Origin of the sequence: Rahnella sp. AA, from assembly GCF_002834385.1 — a bacterium.
GTDB lineage: Bacteria > Pseudomonadota > Gammaproteobacteria > Enterobacterales > Enterobacteriaceae > Rahnella.
In genome coordinates this window covers 260,407-286,415 of the sequence record NZ_PITQ01000003.1, presented here as the reverse complement: position 1 = coordinate 286,415, position 26,009 = coordinate 260,407, and the positions used below count along the sequence as shown (strand labels likewise).

Annotated in this window: 17 protein-coding genes; 15 read left to right on the top strand and 2 right to left on the bottom strand. The window is 53.9% G+C overall.

All coding sequences use genetic code 11. The features are described 5' to 3' along the window. Positions 1–22 precede the first annotated feature (22 nt). The 4 genes from CWS43_RS09570 to tcyN all read left to right on the top strand — a co-directional run bounded on the left by CWS43_RS09570 (position 23) and on the right by tcyN (position 3,419). The gene (locus tag CWS43_RS09570) at positions 23–1,033 is read left to right on the top strand and encodes a D-cysteine desulfhydrase (RefSeq protein ID WP_101076712.1); all 1,011 of its coding nucleotides are present in this window, start codon (positions 23–25) and stop codon (positions 1,031–1,033) included. Between the two features lie 138 nt (positions 1,034–1,171). After that, entirely contained in the window at positions 1,172–1,972 is an 801-nt protein-coding gene (gene tcyJ / locus CWS43_RS09565) for a cystine ABC transporter substrate-binding protein (RefSeq protein WP_101076711.1), read from the top strand. Positions 1,973–2,001: 29 nt separating this feature from the next. Then, positions 2,002–2,670, top strand: a complete 669-nt coding sequence (gene tcyL, locus CWS43_RS09560) for a cystine ABC transporter permease (protein ID WP_101076710.1) — start codon at positions 2,002–2,004, stop codon at positions 2,668–2,670. After that, positions 2,667–3,419, top strand: coding sequence for an L-cystine ABC transporter ATP-binding protein TcyN (gene tcyN / locus CWS43_RS09555; protein ID WP_101076709.1), 753 nt, complete (start codon positions 2,667–2,669; stop codon positions 3,417–3,419). Before tcyL ends, tcyN begins: the two co-directional genes overlap by 4 nt. Before the next feature lie 741 nt (positions 3,420–4,160). On the opposite strand, the gene putA is transcribed toward tcyN, so the two are convergent. Next, on the bottom strand, positions 4,161–8,135 hold the full coding sequence (gene putA, locus CWS43_RS09550) for a trifunctional transcriptional regulator/proline dehydrogenase/L-glutamate gamma-semialdehyde dehydrogenase (protein WP_101076708.1): 3,975 nt from the start codon (positions 8,133–8,135) through the stop codon (positions 4,161–4,163). Positions 8,136–8,661: 526 nt separating this feature from the next. Between putA and putP the strand changes: the two genes are divergently transcribed. The 7 genes from putP (at position 8,662) to phoH (ending at position 17,987) form a co-directional block, all read left to right on the top strand. Further along, a complete protein-coding gene (putP, locus tag CWS43_RS09545; protein ID WP_101076707.1) occupies positions 8,662–10,146 on the top strand; it encodes a sodium/proline symporter PutP in 1,485 nt (494 codons plus the stop codon). Positions 10,147–10,360: 214 nt separating this feature from the next. Next, positions 10,361–11,212 (top strand): iron uptake transporter permease EfeU, encoded by an 852-nt coding sequence (efeU, locus tag CWS43_RS09540; protein WP_101076706.1) that lies wholly within the window; start codon positions 10,361–10,363, stop codon positions 11,210–11,212. 46 nt (positions 11,213–11,258) lie between these two features. Further along, positions 11,259–12,398, top strand: coding sequence for an iron uptake system protein EfeO (gene efeO / locus CWS43_RS09535; protein WP_101076705.1), 1,140 nt, complete (start codon positions 11,259–11,261; stop codon positions 12,396–12,398). Between the two features lie 204 nt (positions 12,399–12,602). Further along, a complete protein-coding gene (gene efeB, locus CWS43_RS09530) occupies positions 12,603–13,910 on the top strand; it encodes an iron uptake transporter deferrochelatase/peroxidase subunit (protein ID WP_101076704.1) in 1,308 nt (435 codons plus the stop codon). A gap of 168 nt (positions 13,911–14,078) precedes the next feature. Then, positions 14,079–15,224 carry an N-acetylmuramoyl-L-alanine amidase gene (locus CWS43_RS09525; RefSeq protein ID WP_101076703.1) on the top strand — a complete coding sequence of 382 codons (1,146 nt, stop codon included), beginning with the start codon at positions 14,079–14,081 and terminating at the stop codon, positions 15,222–15,224. 64 nt (positions 15,225–15,288) lie between these two features. After that, on the top strand, positions 15,289–16,560 hold the full coding sequence (locus CWS43_RS09520; RefSeq protein WP_198555802.1) for a chloride channel protein: 1,272 nt from the start codon (positions 15,289–15,291) through the stop codon (positions 16,558–16,560). Between the two features lie 638 nt (positions 16,561–17,198). Continuing rightward, positions 17,199–17,987: a phosphate starvation-inducible protein PhoH gene (gene phoH / locus CWS43_RS09510; protein ID WP_101076701.1), complete on the top strand. Its 789-nt coding sequence runs from the start codon at positions 17,199–17,201 to the stop codon at positions 17,985–17,987. A gap of 74 nt (positions 17,988–18,061) precedes the next feature. Here phoH and chaA read toward each other — a convergent pair whose 3' ends face one another. Next, the gene (gene chaA, locus CWS43_RS09505) at positions 18,062–19,162 is read right to left on the bottom strand and encodes a sodium-potassium/proton antiporter ChaA (protein WP_101076700.1); all 1,101 of its coding nucleotides are present in this window, start codon (positions 19,160–19,162) and stop codon (positions 18,062–18,064) included. A gap of 780 nt (positions 19,163–19,942) precedes the next feature. On the opposite strand from chaA, the gene CWS43_RS09500 reads away from it, so the two are divergent. The 4 genes from CWS43_RS09500 to CWS43_RS09485 all read left to right on the top strand — a co-directional run bounded on the left by CWS43_RS09500 (position 19,943) and on the right by CWS43_RS09485 (position 25,989). Beyond that, on the top strand, positions 19,943–20,632 hold the full coding sequence (locus tag CWS43_RS09500) for a gamma-glutamylcyclotransferase (RefSeq protein WP_101076699.1): 690 nt from the start codon (positions 19,943–19,945) through the stop codon (positions 20,630–20,632). 268 nt (positions 20,633–20,900) lie between these two features. Further along, positions 20,901–23,147 (top strand): TonB-dependent siderophore receptor, encoded by a 2,247-nt coding sequence (locus tag CWS43_RS09495; RefSeq protein WP_101076698.1) that lies wholly within the window; start codon positions 20,901–20,903, stop codon positions 23,145–23,147. 221 nt (positions 23,148–23,368) lie between these two features. Next, positions 23,369–24,937: an ABC transporter substrate-binding protein gene (locus tag CWS43_RS09490; protein ID WP_101076697.1), complete on the top strand. Its 1,569-nt coding sequence runs from the start codon at positions 23,369–23,371 to the stop codon at positions 24,935–24,937. After that, complete coding sequence (locus CWS43_RS09485) at positions 24,937–25,989, top strand: ABC transporter permease (protein ID WP_101076696.1); 1,053 nt, start codon at positions 24,937–24,939, stop codon at positions 25,987–25,989. The genes CWS43_RS09490 and CWS43_RS09485 overlap by 1 nt, the downstream gene beginning before the upstream one ends. Positions 25,990–26,009 lie beyond the last annotated feature (20 nt).

Sequence of the window (26,009 nt, the reverse complement as noted above, 5' to 3'; positions counted from 1 at the left end):
AGCTGCGCGTCAGGGGAACATTGTGCCTGCTAAAATTGCTTTGCTTAAAAAACGGCTGGAAGCCTTCGACAGACTCGATTTGTTAGGCAGCACGACGCCGTTGGAAAAACTTCACCGCCTGTCGGAATTCGTGGGGCGCGATATTTACATCAAGCGTGATGACATCACGCCGCTGGCGATGGGCGGCAACAAGCTCAGAAAACTCGAATATCTGGCCGCTGCCGCGCTGGCTGAAGGCGCAGATACCCTGGTCACAGCCGGTGCTATCCAGTCTAACCATGTTCGCCAGACAGCGGCCGTGGCGGCCAAACTCGGCCTGAAATGCGTCGCGCTGCTGGAGAACCCGATCGGCACCGTGCAAACTAATTATCTGACTAACGGCAACCGCCTGTTGCTGGATCTGTTTAATACCGAAGTGGTGATGTGCGATGCGCTTCACGACCCGATGGCGCAACTGGCAGAGCAGGCCGAACGCCTGGAAGCGCAAGGTTTTCGCCCTTATATCGTCCCGGTCGGTGGCTCTAATGCACTGGGGGCGCTGGGTTATGTGCAGTGTGCCCTGGAAATCGCGGAACAGTCTTCGGCCAGCTTTGTCGATTTCAGCGCAGTGGTTGTCGCCTCTGGCAGCGCGGGAACACATGCCGGGCTGGCGGTGGCAATGTGCCATTTAATGCCGGACACACAGCTCATTGGCGTGACAGTCTCACGTTCAGCGAAAGATCAGCGGCCTAAAGTCGAGGCTATCGCGCGTGACGTGGCAGCAAACCTGCAGCTTGATGAAAAAGCTCAGCCGGTTGTCCTGTGGGATGAGTATTTTGCGCCGCGCTATGGTGAGCCTAATGAAGCGGGGATGGCCGCAGTGAAACTGCTGGCGGAGCAGGAAGCGATGCTGCTGGATCCGGTGTATACCGGTAAAGCCATGGCCGGTTTGCTCGATGGCATCGCGCGCGGATTATTCCCGGATGAAGGCCCTATTTTATTCATTCACACGGGTGGTGCACCGGCACTGTTTGCTTATCATCCGCAGGTATAATGCTTTAAAGTGCGCTTATGCTTTTTTGCGCTAAGATTATAGAATTATATTCCTGATAACTGTCGCCGCCGGTGCTACTGTGCGCAAAATCATTGGGGCTGTAAATTTCTATAACTAACAATAAATCATGAGGTCAACATGGGTTTTTCAGCGTTACGTCGTCGTTTAGTCCTCGGGGCAGTGGCTGTGACATTAACCACCGGTCTGGTCAGCAACAGCTTTGCTGATGAAGGTCTACTGAAGAAAGTCAAAGATCGCGGCACGTTGATCGTCGGTCTTGAAGGCACTTACCCTCCGTTTAGTTTCCAGGGTGAAGATGGCAAACTGACCGGTTTTGAAGTGGAATTTGCCGATGCGCTGGCTCAGCACATGGGCGTGAAGGCGAAACTGCAGCCGACCAAATGGGATGGCATGCTGGCGTCTCTGGAATCCAAACGCATTGATGTGGTCATCAACCAGGTGACTATTTCTCCGGAGCGTGAGAAAAAATACGACTTCTCCACGCCTTACACCGTTTCCGGTATTCAGGCTCTGGTCAAGAAAGGCGCAGAAGGCAGCATCACCAAACCTGAAGATCTGAAAGGTAAAAAAGTCGGTGTGGGTTTGGGAACCAACTACGAACAGTGGCTGCGTGCTAACGTGCCGGGTGTCGATATCCGTACTTATGATGATGACCCGACGAAATATCAGGATCTTCGTGTAGGCCGTATCAACGCTATTTTGGTTGACCGTCTGGCAGCGTTGGATCTGGTGAAGAAAACCGGTGATACCCTGGCTGTGGCTGGCGCACCGTTCTCCCGCCAGGAATCCGGCATTGCAATCCGTAAAGACAACCCGGAACTGCTGGCCGCGATCAACAAAGCCATTGCTGAAATGCAGCAGGACGGTTCACTCGCGAAGATTTCCCAGAAGTGGTTCGGCGCGGATGTGACGAAGTAATTTCCGACAATCCATAAGGTCGTTATCGGATGCAAGAAAGTATTCAACTGGTGCTGGATTCAGCACCATTTTTATTGAAAGGGACATTGTTCACGCTCCAGCTAAGCCTGGGCGGTATGGTGTTCGGATTAATTTTGGGCTTTATGCTGGCGCTGATGCGCCTTTCGCATTTCTGGCCACTGTCATGGCTATCACGTTTTTATGTGTCCGTGTTTCGCGGCACACCGCTGATCGCTCAGCTGTTCATGATTTACTACGGTCTTCCGCAGTTTGGTATTGAACTGGATCCTATTCCGGCGGCGATGATTGGCCTCTCACTAAACACTGCGGCTTATACCTCTGAAACCCTGCGAGCGGCGATTTCGTCGATTGAAAAGGGGCAGTGGGAAGCGGCGGCAAGTATCGGCATGAACCCCTGGCAGACGATGCGCCGCGTGATTTTACCGCAGGCGGCACGGACTGCGTTGCCACCGCTGGGCAACAGCTTTATCGGATTAGTGAAAGATACCTCTCTCGCGGCGACGATTCAGGTACCGGAACTGTTCCGTCAGGCGCAGCTGGTCACCTCGCGCACGCTGGAAGTCTTTACGATGTATCTGGCTGCCTCCATCATCTATTGGGTGCTGGCGACCGTTTTATCCTTCCTGCAAAACCGTCTGGAAGACCGCGTTAACCGCCAGGATCAGGAGCCTTCATGAGCACCATTGACGTAAAGCAACTGACGAAAAAATTTCACGGACAAACGGTGCTGCACGGTATCGATTTACAGGTGAATGCCGGAGAAGTGGTGGCAATTATTGGCCCGAGTGGTTCGGGTAAAACGACGCTTCTGCGCAGCATAAACCTGCTGGAAGAGCCGGACGGCGGTACGATTAAAGTCGGCAGTATCGAAATTGATGCCAGCAAACCAATCAGCAAACAAAAAAACAAAGTCCGGGAATTGCGCAAGCAGGTCGGTTTTGTGTTCCAGAACTTCAACCTGTTTCCGCACCGTTCGGTGCTGGAGAACATCATTGAAGGGCCGGTGATTGTGAAGGGCGAGCCGAAAGCAAAAGCCATTGCCACTGCGCGTCAGTTACTGGAAAAAGTCGGATTAAACGGCAAAGAAAATGCTTATCCACGCCGTCTCTCCGGCGGTCAGCAGCAGCGTGTGGCGATTGCCCGTGCGCTGGCGATGAGCCCTGAAGTGATCCTGTTCGATGAACCGACCTCAGCCCTCGACCCGGAACTGGTGGGTGAAGTGCTCAATACCATTCGCGCACTGGCGCTCGAGCACCGTACGATGGTTATCGTCACTCACGAGATGAGCTTTGCGCGGGATGTCGCGGACAGAGCCATCTTTATGGATCAGGGGAAAATCGTAGAACAGGGCCCCGCGAAGGAATTGTTTTCGAACCCGCAGCAGGCGAGGACTAAGCAGTTTCTGGAGAAGTTTCTGGCGCACTAGATTCAGTCTTGTGCAGAAGCCGCTGCACATTGCGGCTTTCAGTCCCTGGATCGGGAAGATTTCGGTTTCTCACTTGCAGTGAGGGCTGACAGCTGACCGAGAAAATTTCGGTTTTTCAATAACTGTGTTCACTTAACACGCTGCGCCGAAACCGACAAAGAGGGAGGAAAGCGCCTCCCTCTTTGATCTCCCACGCTTTTTCTCAACACGCGCTGCCGCTCGCTGGCCATGTTTCAGCAACTCCGGCTAGTGCCGCAAACGCCGCCGCTGCGCGGTACTCTCACTTCAGGTTCGAACCTGCTCGAAAAAAGACTCTCGCTGTTTCTCACCGTTCATTCGACGCCGTTTTGAAAGCGGCCAATGGCTATGTAATTCGGAAGATAGATGCAGGCTGATTTTGAATTGAAAAAGCCTCCAGCCGCTTTCGGAAAGCTTGCCGAGCGAAGTGTTTCGAGACCTGTGGCTCGAAACCGAGTAAGGGAACCGCGAAGCGGCAAGTTTTCGCGGCAATAGCAGTGGTTGCTGAAACATAGCCAGCCAGCGGTAGCGCGCAGTTTAAGAGCCCGGGATTCTCAAGGGGCGCGGCGACAGGCGCTCCTTGAGGCCGGTTTGGGTGGCAACCCAAGGTTTTGACCTGAGTTAAGCGATCACTGCAAGTGAAAAGCCGAAACTTTCTCGGTCCGCCGACAGCGTTTGACTGCAAGTGAGAAGCCGCCCAGTTGCAGCGGCTTCTGCAATCTATCACCCGATGGTCATCAGACTCGCATTCCCGCCAGCCGCTGCGGTATTCACACTCAGCGAACGCTCATGCAACAGACGCTCCAGCAGGATGTTATCTTCGCCGCGTGCAAACCCTTGTACTGAAATAATCGCGCCCGGGCGCTTGGCGATAAGCTGGCAAAGTTCACGTAGCTGATCAGCGTCGCCGTGGTAAATCACCGCGTCAAATACCGGTGCATCGTTCTGCCAGTCTTTGGCGAAATCGACACGTTCCTGTACCGCTTTCGGTAACTGGCTGAACAGTTCGCGCTGTAACGGCGCATCCGGCCAGAGAATACGGCAACCGGTCGCGGTGACGGCGGCAAGCTGGGTCAGCGCGTCATCCTGATTGTCTGACAACGCCAGAACACGCTCACGCGGCAACAATGCGTAGGTGTTACGTTCCCCGGTCGGCCCCGGCAGGGTGCGCAATGTGCCGCCCTGGCTGGTGTGCGCGAAACGCTCGCAGACGGCAATCAGGTCTTCGCGATGTTTCTGCTCCGTTGCCCATTGTTGCAACGCGCGGTGCGGTGCCAGTAACGCTTCGCGTACAGACGTGTCGAGCGGCAGTTCGCGATCCTGACGCAATAACGTTTGCTGCACGGCGTCCTGCGGGCGGCTGCTCAGCAGACGGTACAGGTACAGCGGGCCACCGGCTTTCGGACCGGTACCTGATAAGCCTTCACCGCCAAACGGCTGGACACCCACGACAGCGCCGACCATGTTGCGGTTCACATACATGTTGCCAACGTGCGCCTGCTGCGTCACGCGGTGGATGGTTTCGTCGATGCGGGTATGAATACCCAGCGTCAGGCCGTAACCCGCGGCATTAATCTGACCGATCAGCTTATCCAGTTCCTGACGGGCATAACGCACCACATGCAGTACCGGGCCGAAGATTTCTTTCTTCATTTCATCGAAGCTTTCCAGCTCGATCAGCGTCGGTTTAATGAAGGTTCCGCGCGTCCATTCCTGCTGATCGGCAGTAAATTCCTGCGTGGCCTGATACACCGTGCGGCCTTTGGCGCGCATGGCATCGATGTGTTTCTCGATACCGGCTTTGGCTTCGGCGTCAATCACCGGCCCGATGTCGGTACATAACCGCTCAGGGTTGCCCATGCGGCATTCGGCCATCGCACCGCGCAGCATTTGCAGCGTATGGTCGGCGACGTCGTCCTGAATACACAGCACGCGCAGGGCGGAACAGCGCTGACCGGCGCTGTCGAAGGCTGACGCCACGACATCCGTCACCACCTGTTCGGTGAGCGCGGAGGAATCCACAATCATCGCATTCAGGCCGCCGGTTTCGGCGATAAGCGGCGTCGGGCGCCCTTGCGGATCCAGACGACCGGCGATGTTGCGTTGCAAAATTCCCGCCACATCGGTGGAACCGGTAAACAGCACGCCGCGGACGCGCTCGTCGTTCACCAGCTGTGAGCCCACGGTTTCCCCCTGGCCCGGCAACAGTTGCAGCACGCCAGCGGGAACACCGGCTTCATGCAAAATGCCTACGGCCAGCGCAGCAATCAGTGGCGTCTGCTCAGCCGGTTTTGCCAGCACGCTGTTGCCTGCGGCGAGCGCGGCGGCAATCTGGCCGGTGAAAATCGCCAGCGGGAAGTTCCACGGGCTGATACACACCACCGGCCCGAGTGGACGGTGCGAATCATTGGCAAAGTCTTCGCGGATCTGGCCTGCGTAATAGTGCAGGAAATCCACCGCTTCACGCACTTCGGCGATGGCGTTATTAAAGGTCTTTCCGGCCTCACGCACCAGCACGCCAAGCAAGCTTTGCAACTGTGCTTCCATCAATTCTGCGGCGCGTTGCAAGATTGCGGCGCGCTCTTCGGGAGGCGTCGCAAACCAGATGGCACCGGCGGCAGTGGATGCATCCAGCGCACGGCTGATTTCGTCCTGCGTGGCTTCACGCACGTAACCGACGATATCGCCGTTTTCAGCCGGGTTAATGACCGGCAGGAATTCGCCCTCATCGGTCTGCGCATCAATCATCGGCTGGGCTTTCACCGGATGGCTGGCGCTTTGCAGCAGGGCGCTGGAAAGCGACGCCAGACGGTGTTCGCTCGACATATCCAGCCCGGCTGAGTTCACACGTTTGTCGCCGTACAAATTGCGCGGCAGCGCGATACGCGGATGAGGCAATCCGACCTGACCTTCGCTGGCGGCCAGCGCTTCGACGGCCAGAACCGGATCGGCCACCAGTTCGTCAATCGGCAAGGTGGCGTCAGCGATACGGTTAACAAAGGAGGTGTTCGCACCGTTTTCCAGCAGGCGGCGTACCAGATACGCCAGCAACGTTTCATGCGTGCCGACCGGGGCATAAATGCGGCAAGGGCGGTTCAGTTTGCCCTCGCTGATTTTGCCGACAACCTGTTCGTACAGCGGTTCGCCCATGCCGTGCAGGCACTGGAATTCGTACTGGCCGGGATAATAGTTGTTACCGGCCAGCTGATAAATTGCCGCCACGGTGTGCGCGTTGTGTGTCGCAAACTGCGGATAAATCAGGTTGGGCACCGCCAGCAGTTTGCGGGCGCAGGCCAGATAGGAAACGTCGGTGTAAACCTTGCGGGTATAAACCGGATAATCTTCCAGACCGTCCATCTGGGCGCGTTTAATCTCGCTGTCCCAGTACGCGCCTTTCACCAGGCGGATCATCAGGCGGCGGCGGCTGCGCTGCGCCAGATTAGTCAGATAATCGATGACCATCGGGCAGCGTTTCTGGTAAGCCTGAATAACGAAGCCGATGCCGTTCCAGCCCGCCAGTTCCGGCTCAAAGCAGAGTTTTTCCAGCAGATCGAGGGAGATTTCCAGACGGTCGGCTTCTTCGGCGTCAATGTTGATGCCGATGTCATAACTGCGCGCCAGCAGTGTCAGGGAAAGCAGGCGCGGATAAAGTTCGTCCATCACGCGTTCGTACTGGGCACGGCTGTAGCGCGGATGCAGGGCGGAAAGTTTGATGGAAATCCCCGGCCCTTCATAAATGCCACGGCCGTTTGAAGCTTTACCAATCGCGTTAATCGCCTGCTGGTACGACTGCAAATACGCCTGCGCGTCTTTTTCGGTCAGCGCCGCTTCACCCAGCATGTCGTAGGAGTAACGGAAACCTTTTTCTTCATGTTTGCGTGCGTTAGCCAGCGCTTCCGCGATGGTTTCGCCGGTCACGAACTGTTCGCCCATCAGGCGCATCGCCATGTCCACGCCTTTGCGGATCAGCGGTTCGCCGCTTTTGCCGATAATCCGGTTCAGGGATTTCGACAGGCTGGCTTCATTATGTGTCGCCACCAGTTTGCCGGTGAACAGCAGACCCCAGGTCGCGGCGTTGACGAACAGCGACGGGCTGCGGCCAAGATGTGAATGCCAGTTACCGTTGCTGATTTTGTCGCGGATTAACGCATCGCGCGTTGGCTTATCGGGAATACGCAACAGCGCTTCGGCCAGACACATCAGCGCCACGCCTTCCTGCGAGGAGAGGGAGAATTCCTGCAACAGGCTTTGCACCATCCCGGCGCGGCCGTTTGCACTTTTCTGGTTACGCAACTTGGTGGCGATGTCGGCGGCCAGTTTCAGCGCCGCGTCGTTGAGCGGGGCAGGCAGACGGGCCTGTTCGAGCAGCATGGAAACGGCTTCCGGCTCCGGGCGGCGATAGGCGGCGGTAATGGCTGAGCGACTGACTGACTGCGGCAAAATCTGCTCGGCGAAATCAAGGAACGGCTGATGTATTTCCTGCACCGGCTGACCGGCGGGATCTTCCGCATCGCCAGCCGCTGCGCCGTTCAGCGCCGGGATCTCCGGCAGCGAATCGCCATTTTCCAGACGTTCCAGATAGGAAAAAATCGCCTGTTTGATCAGCCAGTGCGGCGTGCGGTCAATCTGCTGTGCCGCAATTTTTAGCCTGTCGCGTGTGCCTTCGTCCAGCTTCACGCCCATCGTCGTCATACCCATGCGCAACCACTCCATATGAAAAGGTTCAGGTGAATTCATTATCTTTATGGCAAGCAATATCTTCCATGTTGCAACCTTGTGCAACCCTGTTAATGCACGAAGTATGCCTGATGTGATTTATTTGGCATTTTTAACATTGAATCAACGCGGGAAAGGCCGGTTTTCCCTGGTGACTGCCTTAATAACCTCAATGTTAAAGGTGCAACTTTTGAAAATGTAACGTGCAACCCGCTCTCATCATAAGTGTGATGCGTCGTAAATTTTACGTATCCAAAATGTTAAAACATTTGAAATGTGGCGATCACTCAACCAGTATCGCGACCGACAGTTAATTTGAATAAAAACCACATTAAGTACGCTGAAAAAGAAAAAAAATGGAGAGTCATGCTGCATCCTTCGCGGGTTTCAGCCATCATCTCGCCCCGGCATGATGTTGGCCGCCTTTTGAAAAAGGCGTGTCAGGACAGACAGATGCCGGTCTGCATTGCAAACACGTATCGCAAAAAATAAGAAAGTGGAGAAAGACATGACAATGAACACACCGATGGTGGTGACGTTTTGTGTTTATATTTTCGGGATGATTTTGATAGGGCTCATCGCGTATTTACGGACCAAAAACTTTGATGATTATATTCTGGGTGGCCGCAGTTTAGGCAGCGTGGTGACGGCACTTTCCGCCGGCGCTTCGGACATGAGCGGCTGGTTGTTAATGGGTTTACCGGGTGCGATTTTTCTTTCCGGTATTTCCGAAAGCTGGATTGCCATCGGCCTCACGATTGGCGCGTATCTGAACTGGAAGCTGGTGGCGGGGCGCTTACGCGTTCACACCGAGGCCAACAATAATGCGCTGACGCTGCCGGATTACTTCACGCACCGCTTTGAAGATTCCAGTAAATTGCTGCGTATTATTTCGGCGATTGTGATCCTGGTGTTTTTCACCATTTACTGTGCTTCGGGGATTGTTGCCGGTGCGCGTTTGTTTGAAAGCACCTTCGGGATGTCTTATCAGACCGCGCTGTGGGCGGGTGCCGCAGCGACCATTATTTATACCTTTATAGGCGGTTTTCTGGCGGTCAGCTGGACTGACACCGTGCAGGCCAGCCTGATGATTTTCGCGCTGATCCTGACACCGGTGATTGTCATCCTCGCGGTCGGCGGCATTGACAGTTCGATGCTGGTGATTCAGGCGAAAAACCCGGAATACACCGATATGTTCAAGAATATGAATCTGGTGGCGATTTTGTCCCTGCTCGGCTGGGGGCTGGGGTATTTCGGTCAGCCGCATATTCTGGCGCGTTTTATGGCCGCCGATTCGCATCACACTATCCGCAGCGCACGCCGTATCAGCATGACGTGGATGATTCTGTGTCTGGCGGGCACCATCGCCGTGGGCTTCTTCGGGATTGCGTATTTCAGCAATAATCCGGCAGTGGCGGGCAACGTGACGCAAAACGGTGAGCGCGTGTTCATCGAGCTGGCGAAAATCCTGTTCAACCCGTGGATTGCCGGGATTTTGCTGTCGGCCATTCTGGCGGCGGTGATGAGCACCCTGAGCTGCCAGTTGCTGGTCTGTTCGAGCGCGATTACTGAAGATTTGTACAAAGCGTTCCTGCGTAAAGGCGCAAGCCAGCGTGAGCTGGTGTGGATTGGTCGTGCGATGGTGCTGGTTGTCGCGCTGGTGGCGATTGCGCTGGCCGCCAACCCTGAAAACCGCGTTCTCGGTTTAGTCAGCTACGCCTGGGCAGGTTTTGGTGCGGCATTCGGGCCGGTGATCCTGATTTCCGTGATGTGGAAACGCATGACCCGCAACGGCGCGCTGGCCGGAATGGTCATCGGCGCCGCGACGGTCATTTTGTGGAAAAGCTACGGCTGGGCCGAACTGTACGAAATTATTCCCGGCTTTATCTTTGCTTCGATCGCCATCTGGGTGGTCAGCCTGATGGGGCGTAAACCTTCCGTAGCAGTCGAAGAGCGCTTCAACGCTGCCGAAGCGGAATACAACACCATCTGATTTTCCCCGCGTTATCGCTGCAAACCGGGATCGCCCTGATCCCGGTTTTCTGTTTTTTCGTGCTCATTTCCCCGCCTGATTTCAAAAAAGAGTCTGTCACCTCTTGTATTTCTTTTTCCAGGAATGATAATCAATATCGTTTCTTTTTACTTTTCTTTACAGAGTCCTTACATACCTGTCAGTCTTCAGAATTCAGGGCTCGGGAGTTTCCGCTATGTTCGTTCCGTTTCTCATTATGTTTCGCGAAGGGCTGGAGGCGGCGCTGATTGTCAGCCTGATCGCCAGTTACCTCAAACGGACGCAGCGCGGGCAGTGGCTCGGTGTGGTCTGGATTGGCGTGTTCATTGCTGCGGCATTGTGTCTGGCGCTGGGGCTGTTCATTAACGCCACCACCGGTGAGTTTCCGCAAAAGCAGCAGGAGCTGTTTGAAGGCATCGTGGCCGTGGTGGCGGTGTGCATTCTGACCTACATGGTGTTCTGGATGCGTAAGGTTTCGCGTTCCATCAAAGTGCATCTGGAAGGTGCGATTGATAACGCGCTTAATTCCGGACGCGGGCAGGGCTGGGCGCTGGTAGCGATGGTGTTCTTCGCGGTCGCGCGTGAAGGGCTGGAGTCAGTATTTTTCCTGCTGGCGGCATTCCAGCAGGATGTCGGCATTGAAGCCCCCATCGGCGCGTTACTCGGTCTGGGCGCGGCTATCGTGCTGGGTTTCCTGATTTACTACGGCGGCGTGAAGCTGCATCTGGCGAAGTTCTTTAAGTGGACCAGCCTGTTTATTCTGTTCGTTGCGGCGGGTCTGGCGGCCGGTGCTATCCGTGCGTTCCACGAAGCCGGTTTGTGGAACGGAATGCAGGATATCGCGTTTGATTTCAGCGGCACGCTGTCCACACATTCTCTGTTCGGCACCTTGCTGGAAGGGATGTTTGGTTATCAGGAAGCGCCGACCGTCAGTGAAGTCGCGGTGTATTTCCTGTATCTGATCCCCGCGCTGTTCCTGTTCTTTATGCCTCAGGGAAAATCAGCGGTCACGGCTCCGGCTTCTGCCGGACAAAAAACACAACGCTGATTTTATACATTTGATTCATCACTTTGCCTTTGTCACGGAGTTGTACATGCCATATTCATCCCCGCTGTTTCGCCGTAAAGCTTTACAGGTCGCGCTGCTGTCACTGCCCGCTTTTGCGCTGAGCGCTAACGTGCTGGCGGCTGATGTCCGTCAGGTCAAGATTGCCGTTAACGACAAACAATGTGAACCGATGGCGCTGACCGTGCCAGCCGGTAAAACCCAGTTTGTTATCCATAACGACAGCCAGAAAAACCTGGAATGGGAAATTCTGAAAGGCGTGATGGTGGTGGAAGAACGTGAAAACGTGGCACCGGGCTTCACGCAGAAAATGACCGCCAATCTTGAACCGGGCGAATACGACATGACCTGCGGCTTGCTGAGCAATCCGAAAGGCAAACTGACCGTGACGGCGGAAGGTGCTGACGCTGCCGGTAAGCCCGATGCTATGGCGCTGGTGGGGCCGATTGCAGAATATAAAGTGTATGTTACCCAGCAGGTTGCCGAGCTGGTTTCTCACACCAAAGCCTTCACAGAAGCCGTTAAAAAAGGCGATCTGGCGAAAGCGCAGGCACTGTATGCGTCCACCCGCGTTTATTACGAGCGTATCGAACCTATCGCCGAGCTGTTCTCTGATCTCGATGGCAGCATCGATGCCCGTGAAGATGACTTCGAGAAAAAAGCCGAAGATCCTAACTTCACCGGTTTCCACCGTCTGGAGAAAATTCTCTTCGCGGACAAAACCACCAAAGGCACCGAACCGTTTGCTGACAAGCTGTATGCCGACACGGTTGATCTGCAAAAACGTATTGCCGAGCTGACCTTCCCGCCAAGCAAAGTGGTCGGCGGCGCAGCGGGTCTCATCGAAGAAGTGGCAGCCAGCAAAATCAGCGGTGAGGAAGACCGTTACAGCCGCACCGATTTGTGGGATTTCCGCGCTAACCTCGACGGTGCGCAGAAAATCGTGAACCTGCTGCGTCCGCTGCTGGAAAAAGCCGACAAACCGCTGCTGGATAAAATCGACGCGAACTTTAAAACCGTGGATACCCTGCTGGATAAATACAAAACCAAAGACGGTTACGAGAACTACGAAAAACTCTCCGACGCCGACCGTAATGCGATGAAAGGGCCGATCACCACGCTGGCAGAAGATTTAGCCAGGCTGCGTGGCGTTTTAGGTCTGGATTAAATACCCGTCATACTTCGCGCCGCAGATGCGTTGGCTGCGCTCATTCACCCCGGTCACAGGGTACGTCCCTGCTCCCGGGGATTCATGAGCTTGCCGCCTTCCTGCAACGTGAATTATTTAGGGTATTCCCTGAGTGGGAATAAGCAGAGAGCGCTCAGGCGCTCTCTTGCATAGTGCAAAGTGTCATGAAGTTGAGGCATAGCAATGAGCAATAAAAACGATAATAAGTCCGTACAACAGGACGCGACTTCTTCTTCACGCCGCCGTTTACTGAAAGGCGTGGGATTGTTAGGCGGGGCATTTGCCCTCGGCGGCGCGGCCGGTGCGCAGGCAGAAAAAACACCGGGTGCCAAAAAAGAGTACACACCAGGCACCGTTTCTCCCGATGAACGCTGGGGCAAGCAGCCTTATTACGGCGGGCATCAGGCAGGGATTTTAACGCCGCAGCAGGCGTCGATGATGCTGGTTGCGTTTGATGTACTCGCGACCACCAAAGCCGATCTCGAGCGTCTTTTCCGTCTGCTCGACACCCGCTTTGCGTTCCTCACTACCGGCGGCACGACACCTTCGGTTGATCCGAAATTCCCGCCGATGGATTCAGGTGTGATGGGGGCTGAAATTTACCCGGATAATCTGACCATGACGTTGTCTGTCGGCGAATCACTGTTCGATGAGCGTTTCGGATTAGCACCGCATAAGCCGCTGAAATTACAGCGCATGGCGCGCTTCCCGAACGATTCTCTCGATGCCAAACTTTGTCACGGCGATCTGTCACTGCAAATTTGTGCGAACAACAACGATACCGTGGTGCATGCGCTGCGCGACATCATCAAATACACGCCGGATTTGCTCAGTGTGCGCTGGCGTCGCGATGGTTTTATTTCTTCTCACGCCGCGCGTAGCCAGGGTAAAGAGACGCCGATCAACCTGCTGGGCTTTAAGGACGGAACAGCCAATCCGGATTCCAAAGATCAGCCACTGATGGATAAAGTGGTCTGGGTGACCGCCGGTCAGGGTGAGCCGGGCTGGACGGTGGGCGGAAGTTATCAGGCGACGCGTTTGATTCCCTTCCGCGTCGAATCATGGGACCGCACGCCGTTACAGGAACAACAGTCGATTTTTGGCCGCCACAAAGCCACCGGCGCGCCGCTCGGCATGGAAAAAGAACATGATGTGCCTGATTATGCTCAGGATCCGCACGGGGAGACTATCCGTCTCGACTCTCATATTCGCCTTGCCAACCCGCGAACCAAAGAGACGGAAGAAAACCTGATGCTGCGACGCGGTTACAGCTATTCGCAGGGCGTCACCTCGTCCGGGCAACTGGAAATGGGGCTGATTTTCGTCTGTTACCAGCATGATCTGGAAAAAGGTTTCCTGACAGTACAAAAGCGTCTGAACGGTGAAGCACTGGAAGAGTATATCAGGCCAAATGGCGGCGGTTTCTTCTTCACGCTGCCGGGGGTAAAAGACGAAAATCATTATCTCGGGCAGACGCTGATCGAAGCGTAATGCGAACGCCTTCCTGTTGCGGGAAGGCGTTTATCCGGAAATCTTTTTTACGCCTGCTTACGCAATTCACTTTCTGTTAATACTCCCGCTAATTCCTAAAAACGTCCGTAATGTCATGATGATAAATCGTAAAAATGTTTTTATCATGATGCCAGTACTGAGACTGTTATGACCATCAATCACGCCCGCAGAAAATTGCTGATCTTCGGTATCGGGCTCTCACTTACGGCACCGCGCCTGTATGCCGCGCAAAAGATTGTGCGCATTGCTATGACTTCGGATGACAGCCAGATCCACCTTGAACTGCCCGTTGCTGATAAACGGTGCCGTGTGTTTATGCTCGGCTCACCGGAACGCGTAGTCATTGATATGCCGATGACGTCATTTCCACCGGAACTGGAGCATTCTCTGACGGTGGTCCGGCAGAAATTTTCGTGGGTGAAAGAAGGGCGTATCGCGCATTTCAGCCCTGACGTGGCGCGTATCGTGTTGCAGGTAGACGGTAAACCAGAGATCTCACGGACCACTGAAAATGGCGTACTGAAAGTGTCAATAACGGAAGCGGGCGCCGCGCAGGTCGTGCCGGTGACGACCACGGTGCCACGTTCAGAAAAGCCGTTACTGGTTATGATCGATCCCGGTCACGGGGGCAAAGATCCGGGAGCGATTGGCACTGAAGGGACGTACGAAAAACATGTGGTACTGCATATTGCCAAAAGGCTGCAAACCTTGCTCGATCAGCAGCACGGTATACACGCGGTGCTGACGCGACAGGATGACGTGTTTATCCCGCTTTATCACCGTGTCAGCCTGGCACATCAGCATGAGGCCGACCTGTTTATTTCGATTCATGCGGATGGATTTACCAACGAACAGGTCTCCGGCGCGTCGGTGTTTGCACTGTCAGAACATGGTGCGGGGAGCGCGATGGCCAAATATTTATCGCAAAGCGAAAACAGCGTAGATGTACTGTACGACAACGATTTTAAGACCGACGATCAGTATCTTAAAGAAACGTTGTTTGATCTTGACCAGCATGAAACGATTCACCGCAGCATGGATTTCGGCAGCCATCTGGCGGCCAATATTATCAAAGTTCATCACATGCACAGCCCGCATCCGGAGCAGGCAGGTTTTGCGGTACTAAAATCCCCGCGTATACCTTCGGTGCTGGTGGAAACCTCGTTCATTACCAATAAGCAGGAAGAAAAACTGCTGGGTGAGCCCGCATTTCAGGAGAAAATGGCCCACGCGCTGGCTGAAGGGATTAACAGTTACTTCCTCAATGAAAAGAAAAATAATCTGCTGAGCTGACGTGCGGTTTAACTGATGTTTTGTAAGCTATTCAGGTAACCCAAACATCAGGCAACAATGCGGAGTGTCAGAGTTGAATAATCCCGAAGTTTCCAGCCCGCTATGGCGGCTGACGTCAGCGACATTGTGTACCGGCGTGTTAGCCGGTCTCGGTGGCATGATGCTTGCGCTGATCCTGCACTACATTCAGCATCTGGCCTTCGGCTACAGCCCGGATTTTATCATCAGCAGCGAAAGCTTTTTGCAGGGCGTCAGCGACGCGACGCGCAGCCGGCGGCTTATCGTGCTGATTGTTTGTGGTGCGATTGCTGGCGCAGGCTGGTGGGCGCTGTACCGCTGGGGAAAACCGCTGGTGAGCATCGCCACGGCGGTGAAATCAGAAAATCCGCGAATGCCATTTGTCAGCACGACAATTCATGCGTTGCTGCAAATCATCACCGTCGCGCTTGGTTCACCGCTCGGACGTGAGGTCGCGCCACGCGAAATCGGTGCGGTCAGCGCAAACTGGCTGTCGCTGCGTTTCAGGCTGACGGCGCGCGAAACGCAAATCATGATTGCCTGCGGTGCAGGCGCGGGGCTGGCGGCGGTGTATAACGTCCCGCTCGGCGGCGCGGTGTTTGTGCTGGAAGTGTTGCTCGGCGCATTCCGCTGGCCGCTGCTGCTGCCTGCGATCGCCACATCTTCCATCGCCGCGCTGGTGGCGTGGATCGGGCTGGGCAACGAATCGCAATATCACCTGATGCAGCTGAATACCACGCCCGCCTTGCTGGTCTGGTCGGCAGTCATGGGGCCGGTGTTTGGCATTGCGGCTTACGGGTTTACGCGAATGACCAACCGGGCGAAAGCGCAGGCTCCGCGTGATGCGCGTTTGATTATTTATAATCTGCTTAATTTTGCGTTTATCGGCATTCTGGCGGGCTGGCTTCCGCAATTACTGGGCAACGGCAAAGGCCCGGCGCAGCTGAGTTTTGATAATCAGATTACCGTGGCGCTGGCTGCAACCGTACTTATCGGCAAACTGGTGATTACCTGGGGCACATTACGCGCCGGGGCGCAGGGCGGATTACTGACACCGGGATTATCCAATGGTGCATTGCTGGCCTGTATTTTGGGCGCGCTGTGGAATATTTTCTGGCCGGGGACATCGCTCGGGGCATTTGCCATTATTGGCGCGGCGGCATTTCTGGCGTCATCAATGAAAATGCCAATAACCGCCGTTGTGCTGATAATGGAGTTCACGCGGGTGGATCATGACTTCCTGATTCCGATCCTTTTTGCCGTCAGCGGGTCGGTCGCCTGCTTTACTTTATGCAGTAAAATCACGGATAAAAAATAACCAGCGCGAGGATCGCAAAAAAGATCCTCAAGATCCTATTGACGTCACCCACAAACTTTTTTACATTTTGGTAACGCAAAGATTTCAGCTGTCATTATACTGAAATTATTAAGCGGTAGTTTTCACGAGGTGTACGGCAGATGCCGTTAATAACACTGCGGGGAGCGCGAATGGTAAAGTCCATGTTTGGGCTGGTGATAGAAAATAACAAGCTTTACTCATTCACTCGTTGTTGTCGCTTAAAAGCAAACGAGGGCAAGGCATCCGACTCTCCAATATTAAGCCAAATATTTTCAGTATTTTCCTGTCGTTTTCCACTGATGTTTTCATCCACGAAGCAACAACCCTGTTCTTTAACTGACTCCTTCACTTTCGTCAAAACTCATGCGAAACGCACTGGTTCTTATTCTGGCAATTCCATTGTGCGGGTCAGCGGTTTGTCGTTACTGACAATGCCTCCTTGTGAACAGAAAACAGCCAAAAGATTATTGCGTAATCACTTTGGTTTATTTTCCTCTTCACGCTATTCATTGGCTCTACTTGGTCTAAAAGGAGACCAAAACCTCATTTGTTAGTGAAACATAACCGTGCGGGCATTATGCCTTAGCGTTAAGTGAATCAAACTGTAAGGTGCCACTATGGGAAGACAGAAAGCAGTGATCAAAGCTCGTCGTGAAGCAAAACGTGTAATTCGTAGCGATTCACGCAGTCACCGCCAGCGCGAGGAAGAATCTGTGACGTCATTAGTACAGATGGGCGGTTTGGAGTCGATTGGAATGGCGCGCGACAGTCGCGATACTTCCGTCATCGAAGCACGTACTGAAGCTCAGGGTCATTACTTATCAGCCATAGAGAATAAGCAGTTAATTTTTGCCACTGGCGAAGCGGGCTGTGGCAAAACATTTATCAGCGCTGCGAAAGCGGCAGAGGCATTAATTCACAAAGAAATCGACAGGATTATTGTTACGCGCCCGGTATTGCAGGCCGATGAAGATCTCGGCTTCCTGCCTGGTGATATTTCTGAGAAGTTTGCGCCTTATTTCCGTCCGGTCTACGACATTTTATTACGTCGCCTGGGCTCATCATTCCTGCAATATTGTTTGCGACCGGAAATAGGGAAGGTTGAAATTGCGCCATTCGCTTATATGCGCGGGCGTACTTTCGAAAATGCAGTGGTGATTCTGGATGAAGCTCAGAATGTTACGGCCAGCCAGATGAAAATGTTCCTGACCCGTCTCGGTGAAAATGTGACGGTGATTGTTAACGGTGATATTACCCAGTGCGATTTGCCGCGTGGGGTAGTATCGGGGCTCAGCGATGCAATGTCTCGCTTTGAAGAAGACGAGATGGTTGGCATCATTCAGTTCGACAAAGAGGACTGCGTGCGTTCGGAGCTGTGTAAACGTACCCTGCACGCCTACTCTTAATTCCTCCTCTGTTTCATTAAATAAGGCCGCTCAGAAGAGCGGCCTTTCTTTTTGAAACGTGAATAGCAGGGCAGTTAAAGCATAATCAGCATCATATAGGCACAGAATAAAGCCAGGTGCGCAGTGCCGTTTAATACATTGGTGCGGCCCGTGGAAAACGAAATCTGGCACAGGATCAGCACGGCCAGCATCACGACAATATTTGCCGGATCAAGGCTGAAGATCAATTTCTGGCCCGTTAGCGTGGCTATCACCGTTACCGCAGGAACCGTCAGGGAAATCGTCGCCAGTACGGAGCCGAAGAACAAATTCATCGCGCGCTGCACCTGATTTTTCAGCACGGCTTTCAGTGCGCCGAGACCTTCAGGCGAAAGTATCAGCAGTGCCACCAGAAAACCGGTGAACTGCGCAGGCGCATTCAGTTCGGTCAACAAGTGTTCCAGCGGGTTGGCATTGAACTTAGTGACCGCAATAACCAGCACCAGATGGACGAGCAGCCACAAGGTGTGCGTCAGGTTGCTTTTGGATGACGGCTTCCCGTGGCCATCTTCTTCGCCTTCATCCTCGTGTTCGTAGATAAACAGGCTCTGATGCGTTTTAGTTTGGATAAGCAGGAATACGCCATACATAGCGGCAGAAATGACCGCAACAAACAGCGCCTGTGGCGTTGTGAAATTCCCGCCCGGCAAGGCAGCTGGCAGAACCAGGACGATGACTGCCAGCGGGAAAATGGCCATCAGGTATTGTTTGATCCCGCCCAGATTCACATATTGTGTGGCGAATTTACGCCCACCCAGCAGCAGGGCGACGCCCACCAGACCGGCGGTGACGATCATGATGATGGAGAATAATGTGTCACGCATCAGTGCAGGCGCGGCATCGCCCGTTGCCATCAGCGCCGAAATCAGGCTGACTTCCAGGATCACGACCGAAAGGCTGAGGATCAGTGAGCCGTAGGGTTCACCCAGGCGGTGAGCCAGGACATCGGCATGACGGACGACGCTGAAGGCGCTGGCGAGAATACCCACCAGCGCTAATAAATTGATGCCTACGACTGAAACAAAATTACTGCTGTTGCCCCAGAGGATGAGAACGATAAGTGCAGCAATGGGAAACACCAGGGAATATTCCTGATGGCGGGTTTTGATTTTTGGATGTTCCTGTGACGACACCATGGTGATTATTCTCCTTATAAATGTTCACAAAATAACAGCCGCCTGTCCCCGGATGTCAGTAAAATGCATAGCAGCATAAAAGTGTAACTCATTAAGTATAGTAGATAAATTAATCTGTTAACAGAAAATAATTGATGTTAGTCATGATAAATACACTTAATGATTGTTTGTTGATGAGTAATTTGCATTAACTGTTGGTTTTTCTTTACTTAATTTTTATTGTTAATAATTTTAATCCTTAAAATACAGTTAGTTGAATATTTTTATGTTTTTAATGACGGTGATGCGTCAATTTATGTAAATTATTGCTATACCCATAAGATTGCCCTGTGAATATTGGCGTTTTTTACTCATTAAGTGCAAAAACGCAAACTCATCAGTCAGGATCCATTGAGGGTAGCAGCCAGACACGTTCTTGTGCGCAGGCACCGCACATAATAAATACCCCTTCTATGAATACCTTGAAGGGCCTGCCCACATCAGGCGCTTTCTGCCTGTTTTTGTCTTATTTCCCTCTAAAATGTCAACATTCATACAATGTTCATAAAATAATCACTTTATTTTCGTTTTGTGATCGCTCTCAACCTTGATTGCAACGAAAGAAACGAATAAGGTTTCAACAAGTAGGGACATAACTGGTTTCTGAATAAACCTGACCTGCCGCCTCAAGCCGGCGCAAATATTGTCCGATAACACACATAACTGAAACCCACGATAGCGGAGAACACAGCGTCAACAGCATGGCATGTTCAAAAGTAAGTCGTACCGAAGGGGGAATGAATGTTAACTCGAGATTTCCTGCGTAACGCAGATTGTAAAACAGCATTCGGCAGTATCGATGAATCGATGCTACTGACCCCTGAACAACGCGCTGCCTCTCTGGGTTGTACGCTGACGCGTCGCCCTGACAACAGCCCCGTGTGGATTTTCGGTTACGGTTCGCTGATGTGGAACCCGGTCTTTGATTCCGAAGAGGCGCGTCCTGCCACCCTGCAGGGGTATCACCGTGCATTCTGTTTACGTCTGACATCCGGGCGCGGCACCCATGACCAGCCGGGGCGTATGCTGGCGCTGCGTGACGGCGGGAAGACCACAGGTCTGGCATTCAGGCTGCCTGAAGACAGACTTCTTGAAGAGCTGGAACTGCTGTGGAAACGCGAAATGGTCACCGGTTGTTACCGTCCGACATGGTGTGAGCTTGATCTCGATGATGGCCGTAAAGTCACCGCGCTGGTGTTTATCATGGATCCTTCGCATCCGCAGTATGAAGCTGATACAGATTATCAGGTCATCGCGCCGCTGATTGCGCAGGCCAGTGGTCCGCTGGGCACTAACGCGCAGTATCTGTTTGCGCTGGAAAAAGAACTCAATAATTACGGCATGCGGGATGACTGCATGAGCGAGCTGGTCAGACAGGTGAGAATGCTGCTTTCGGTTTCACCTGGCTTTGATGTTCCCGGCCTGAGCTGATTTTTCCTGAAACGTCTTTATTCCGCTGCGCAGGCTCCCTGCGCAGCGTTTCCTTCCTCCGCCGTTATTTTTATCTTTCTGAATTCAAGCGATTAGCCTTAGTTTCCTGCCGTTATGATTTCCCTGCGATACTGAAAATCCCCATTAACATCCTGTTTACTATGATTTTTTAACGAAAAGTCGGTTGCAATTGCAAAACGCCTGAGCATAATTCGAATGGTTTTAATAATTATTCTCATTATTGATTGAACTTTTCAGGGAATCCTCAATGCGCGCTCAACGTGAAATTTTTCACACGCCTGTTTTCGCCCGTAAATTGCTGCCAGGGGTGATCTCAGCCGCACTGGCGGCGGTTACGCTGCCTGCATATGCGGCCACGACAACCACACCTGCGACTGACGCTGCTAATACGGCGTCGTCTAAAACCGGCGACACCATTACCGTCACTGCCGCACAAAGCGATTTTAAAGCGGGCGGCGAGACACCGGTTCCGGCTTATCTGGACGGCGATGTTGCGAACGGCGGGCGGCTTGGCGTGCTGGGCCAGCAGGACGCCATGAATGTGCCTTTCAATGTCATCAGTTTCACCAACAAACTGATTCAGGATCAGCAAAGCCGCACGCTGGGTGATGTCCTGAACAACGATGCCAGCGTTCAGACCGGTTATGGCTACGGAAACTATGCCGAAACTTTCAACATTCGCGGGTTTGCGCTAGACGGCGAGGACATTTCCTACGGCGGCCTGTACGGCGTATTGCCGCGCCAGCTGGTTCCGATGGAACTGGCAGACCGCGTGGAGCTGCTCAAAGGTTCCAGCGCATTTCTTAACGGCGTACCGCCGGGTGGCACAGGCGTTGGCGGTAACGTAAACATTGAGCCGAAACGTGCCACGGATGCACCAATCAACCGTGTAACCGTCGATTACACCTCATCTTCTCAGGTGGGCGGCGCGGTGGATGTGGGACGTCGTTTTGGTGATAACAATCAGTGGGGCGTGCGCGTCAACGCCGTGAACCGTGAAGGCGAAACGGCCGTTAATGATGAGCATCGCCGCCTGACGATGGGGTCAATCGGACTTGATTATCGCGGCGATCGTTTCCGCTCTTCCTTTGATTTCGGTGTGACTAAACAGACTGTCCACGGCGGGCGTCCGGTGGTGTATCTCGGTAACGCCACTAAAGTGCCGGATGCGCCTTCTGCGACTAAAAACTACGGGCAGGATTTTGCTTCCAGCAACCTGGAAAATGAATTCGGCATGCTGAAAGCTGAGTATGACGTGGCTGATGACTGGACCGTTTATGGCGCAGTCGGGATGAACCACGATCGCGAATACGGCAACTACAGCTCGCCAACGCTGAAAGATGACAACGGTAACGCCACGATGGGGCGTCTCACTGTGCCTTATGTATCGGACAGCGTTGCCACGCAGGCAGGTGTTCGCGGCAAATTTGACACCGGCTTTATCAGCCACAGCGTGAACCTGGGGATGTCGAGCGTATACCGTAAATACAAAACCGCGTACACCATGTCGGCGTCATCGATTAACACCAATATTTATGATCCGGTTGACGCCAGCTCACCGGCTACCCTGTATGCGGGGGGCAATATGGGGGACCCCGCTATCCGTAACCGTGTCCAGAACGTCGGCGTGTCGGTTTCCGATACCTTATCGATGCTCGACGACCGTCTGCAACTGATTGCCGGCCTGCGCCGCCAGAACGTCATCGTGAAGGATTACAGCTATACCGGCACTGAAAGTGACTCCTTTGAGCAGATGAAAGTTACGCCAGCCTTTGGCCTGGTGGTGAAACCGTGGGAACACGTTTCCTTCTACGCTAACCACATCGAAGCGTTGCAGGCCGGTGAGGTGTCAGGCACCACCTATAACGGCAAAGTGGTCTCCAACGGCGGACAGGCGTCCGGCATTGAAACCTCCAAACAGGATGAAGTCGGCGTGAAAACGGACTTTGGCCGTATCGCGGGCACATTGTCTCTTTATCAGATCAAGAAACCGGTCGGTATGTACCGTGCGACCGGCGACACCTATGAATACGGCACGTACGGTGAAGTCCGTAACCGTGGCGTAGAGTTGAACGTATTTGGCGAACCGGTGCTGGGCGTGCGTCTGAACGGCAGCGTGACCTGGATGAACCCGGAAATGACCCAAACGCAGGACGGCGCTTACAACGGCAAAGATGCCGTGGGTATTCCGCGTTATCAGTGGGTGCTCGGCGGCGAATGGGACATCCCCGGCGGCAGCGGCGTGACGGCTCTGGGCAAAGTGATCCGCTCCGGTTCGCAATATGCTGATGAAGAAAACAGCCTGAAAGTGGACGGCTGGACGCGTCTGGATCTCGGTTTACGTTACGTGATGCCGGTCGGACAAAACACACTGACCTGGCGTGCAAATCTGGAAAACGTCACCAACGAGAAATACTGGGCGTCAGCCACAGGGGGTTATCTGACGCAGGGCGACCCGCGTGAATTTAAACTCTCCGCGACCTACGACTTCTGATTTCACCGCACTCCCTTTCCCACACCGGGAAAGGGAGTATTTTTACACTTTTTGTCCAGTAACATTCCCCGCCAGCCCCCGTTCCGACGCTTTAATAACCTAACAGATAACGTTATGCAAAATATGCATAACGATAGTATTTATCAGACTTTCTGGTAGCTTGAAGAAACTTTACACTGATGCAACGTTAGCAATTTCGCTACTTTGGAGAGTCTGTCTTGATGAAAGCTTTATTACCGTCCGTCCTGTTTACGGCTATTGCGGCTACTTTCTCTGTGCAGGCTGCGACGCCGCCGGATACCCTGGTTATCGCGCAATCCATTGATGACACCTCCAGCTTTGACCCGGCGCAGGGTTTTGAGCTGACGACGGTTCAGGCTTTCAACAACATCTACCAGCGTCTGGTGCAGTCAGACCCCAAAAATCCAATCGATTTAAAACCGACGCTGGCGACTTCATGGGAAGCGGCGAAAGACAACCGCAGCCTGACGTTTACACTGTCGCCAAAAGCAGTGTTCGCCAGCGGTAATCCGCTGACCGCCGATGACGTTATTTTCTCGCTGTCGCGCGTGGTGAAGCTGAACCTTGAGCCTTCATTCATCCTGACGCAACTGGGCTGGACCGACAAAAACGTCGATACTTTCCTGACTAAAATCGATGACCATCACGTCAAAATCAGCTGGACCGCCGATGTCAGCCCGTCATTCGTGCTGAGCCTGCTGTCTGCGCCGGTTTCTTCCATCGTTGACAGCAAACTGGTGAAAACCAATGCCGCCGCTGACGATCTCGGTCACCAGTGGCTGAGCAACCATTCCGCCGGTTCCGGCCCGTATCAGATCCGTAACTATATCCCGCATGAAGTGGTGATTCTCTCCGCGAACCCGACCTCGCCGGAAGGCGCGCCGAAGCTGAAAACGATTCTGATTAAAAACGTGCCGGATCCGGCTGCCCGCCGGCTGCTGATTGAGCAGGGCGATGCCGATATGGCGCGCAACCTCGGTTCCGACCAGATGGCTGCGCTCGAAGGCAAGAAGGGCGTGAAGCCGCTGGCGGTGCCTTATGCTTCCCTGTATTTCCTGCAATTTAACGCCAAAGCCTCTCCGGCGCTGGGTAATCCGGCCTTCTGGGAAGCGGCGCGCTACCTGTTCGACTACAACCACATCGCGCATGATCTGATGAAAAATCAGTTCCAGGTGCATCAGGCCTTCCTGCCTGAAGGCTATCTGGGTGCGGTGAATGACACGCCTTACACCTATGATCCGGCCAAAGCCAAAGCGATTCTGGCCAAAGCAGGTCTGACGAATGTGAGCTTCACGCTCTCCACGTCAAACCAGCCACCGTATCTGGACATCGCGCAGGCCTTGCAGGCCAGCTTTGCACAGGGCGGCGTGACCGTGAAACTGGATCCGGGCTTAAGCCAGCAGATCTCCACTAAAGTAAAATCACACGATTACGACGCGTACATGTCTTCGTGGGGCCCGGATTACTTTGACCCGAACACCAACGCCTCTGCGTTTGCGTTCAACCCGGAAGACGGCAGCAAAACGCTGGCATGGCGTGCCAACTGGTCAATTCCTGCGCTGAACAAGCTGACGCTGGCCGCTATTGCAGAGCCAGATCAGGCAAAACGCGTGGCGGATTACCGTCAGTTGCAACTTGAAGTGCAGAAAAACTCACCGTTTGTCGTCGGTTTACAGGCCAAAAGCCTGATTGCCGTGCGTGACAACATCAAAGGATATGTTCAGGGCATTAACCCCGACATGGTCTTCTACAGCAAGGTCACTAAGTAATGACAGACAGTTCAACGCCCGCCGGATTCGTCCGGCAGGGTTGGCGCTGGTCAGGCCGTTTGCTGACCGGCGTGGTTTCGCTGGCGCTGACGTTGCTCGGTTTGCTGGCGTTCACCTTTACGCTTTCCCATCTCGCCCCGATTGACCCGACGTTGCAGGTCGCGGGCGATCACGCCAGTGAAGCCACCTACGCGCAGGTTCGCCGCGATCTGGGGCTGGATCAGTCGGTTCCCGTGCAGTTCGCCAGATATCTGGATCATCTCGCGCATGGCGATATGGGGATTTCCCGTATCACCGCGCAGCCGGTCGCCAGCGACCTGATGCGTACCTTTCCGGCGACGGTAGAACTGGCAACCTGTTCCATCTTGCTGGGGGGAACACTGGGAATTTTGCTGGCGCTGCTGGCCGTGTGGAAACCCGGAAGCTGGCTGGATAACATCGCCCGGTTTGTTTCGCTGCTCGGTTATTCCGTGCCGATTTTCTGGTTAAGTCTGCTCGGCCTGCTGCTGTTTTACGCCGTGCTGCACTGGGCGGGCGGCCCCGGACGGCTCGACGATCTGTACATGTACACCATGACGCCGCGCACCGGTTTTGTGCTGATTGATACCTGGCTGTCCGGTGACCGTGAAATGTTCTACAACGCGATCAGCCATTTATGGTTACCGGTGACGGTGCTGGCGATGCTGTCGATGGCAGGGATTACGCGCCTTTTGCGTGCGTCCATGCTGGGCGAAATGAACAAAGAATACGTGATTCTGGCGCGCTCGAAAGGCGCAGGCAGGGTGCGCGTGTTGCTGTGCCACGTCTTCCCGAACGTACTGGGCACGCTGATTACCGTGCTCACCTTGTCTTACGCCAGCCTGCTGGAAGGGGCGGTACTGACGGAAACGGTGTTTGCCTGGCCTGGCGTCGGACGTTACCTGACCACTGCGCTGTTTGCGGCGGATACCCCGGCCATTCTCGGCGCAACATTACTGATCGGCACCTGTTTTGTGCTGCTCAATGCGCTGGCTGACGCCCTTACTTATTTGCTCGATCCGCGGACCCGGTAGCTTTAGCTTATGACACAACA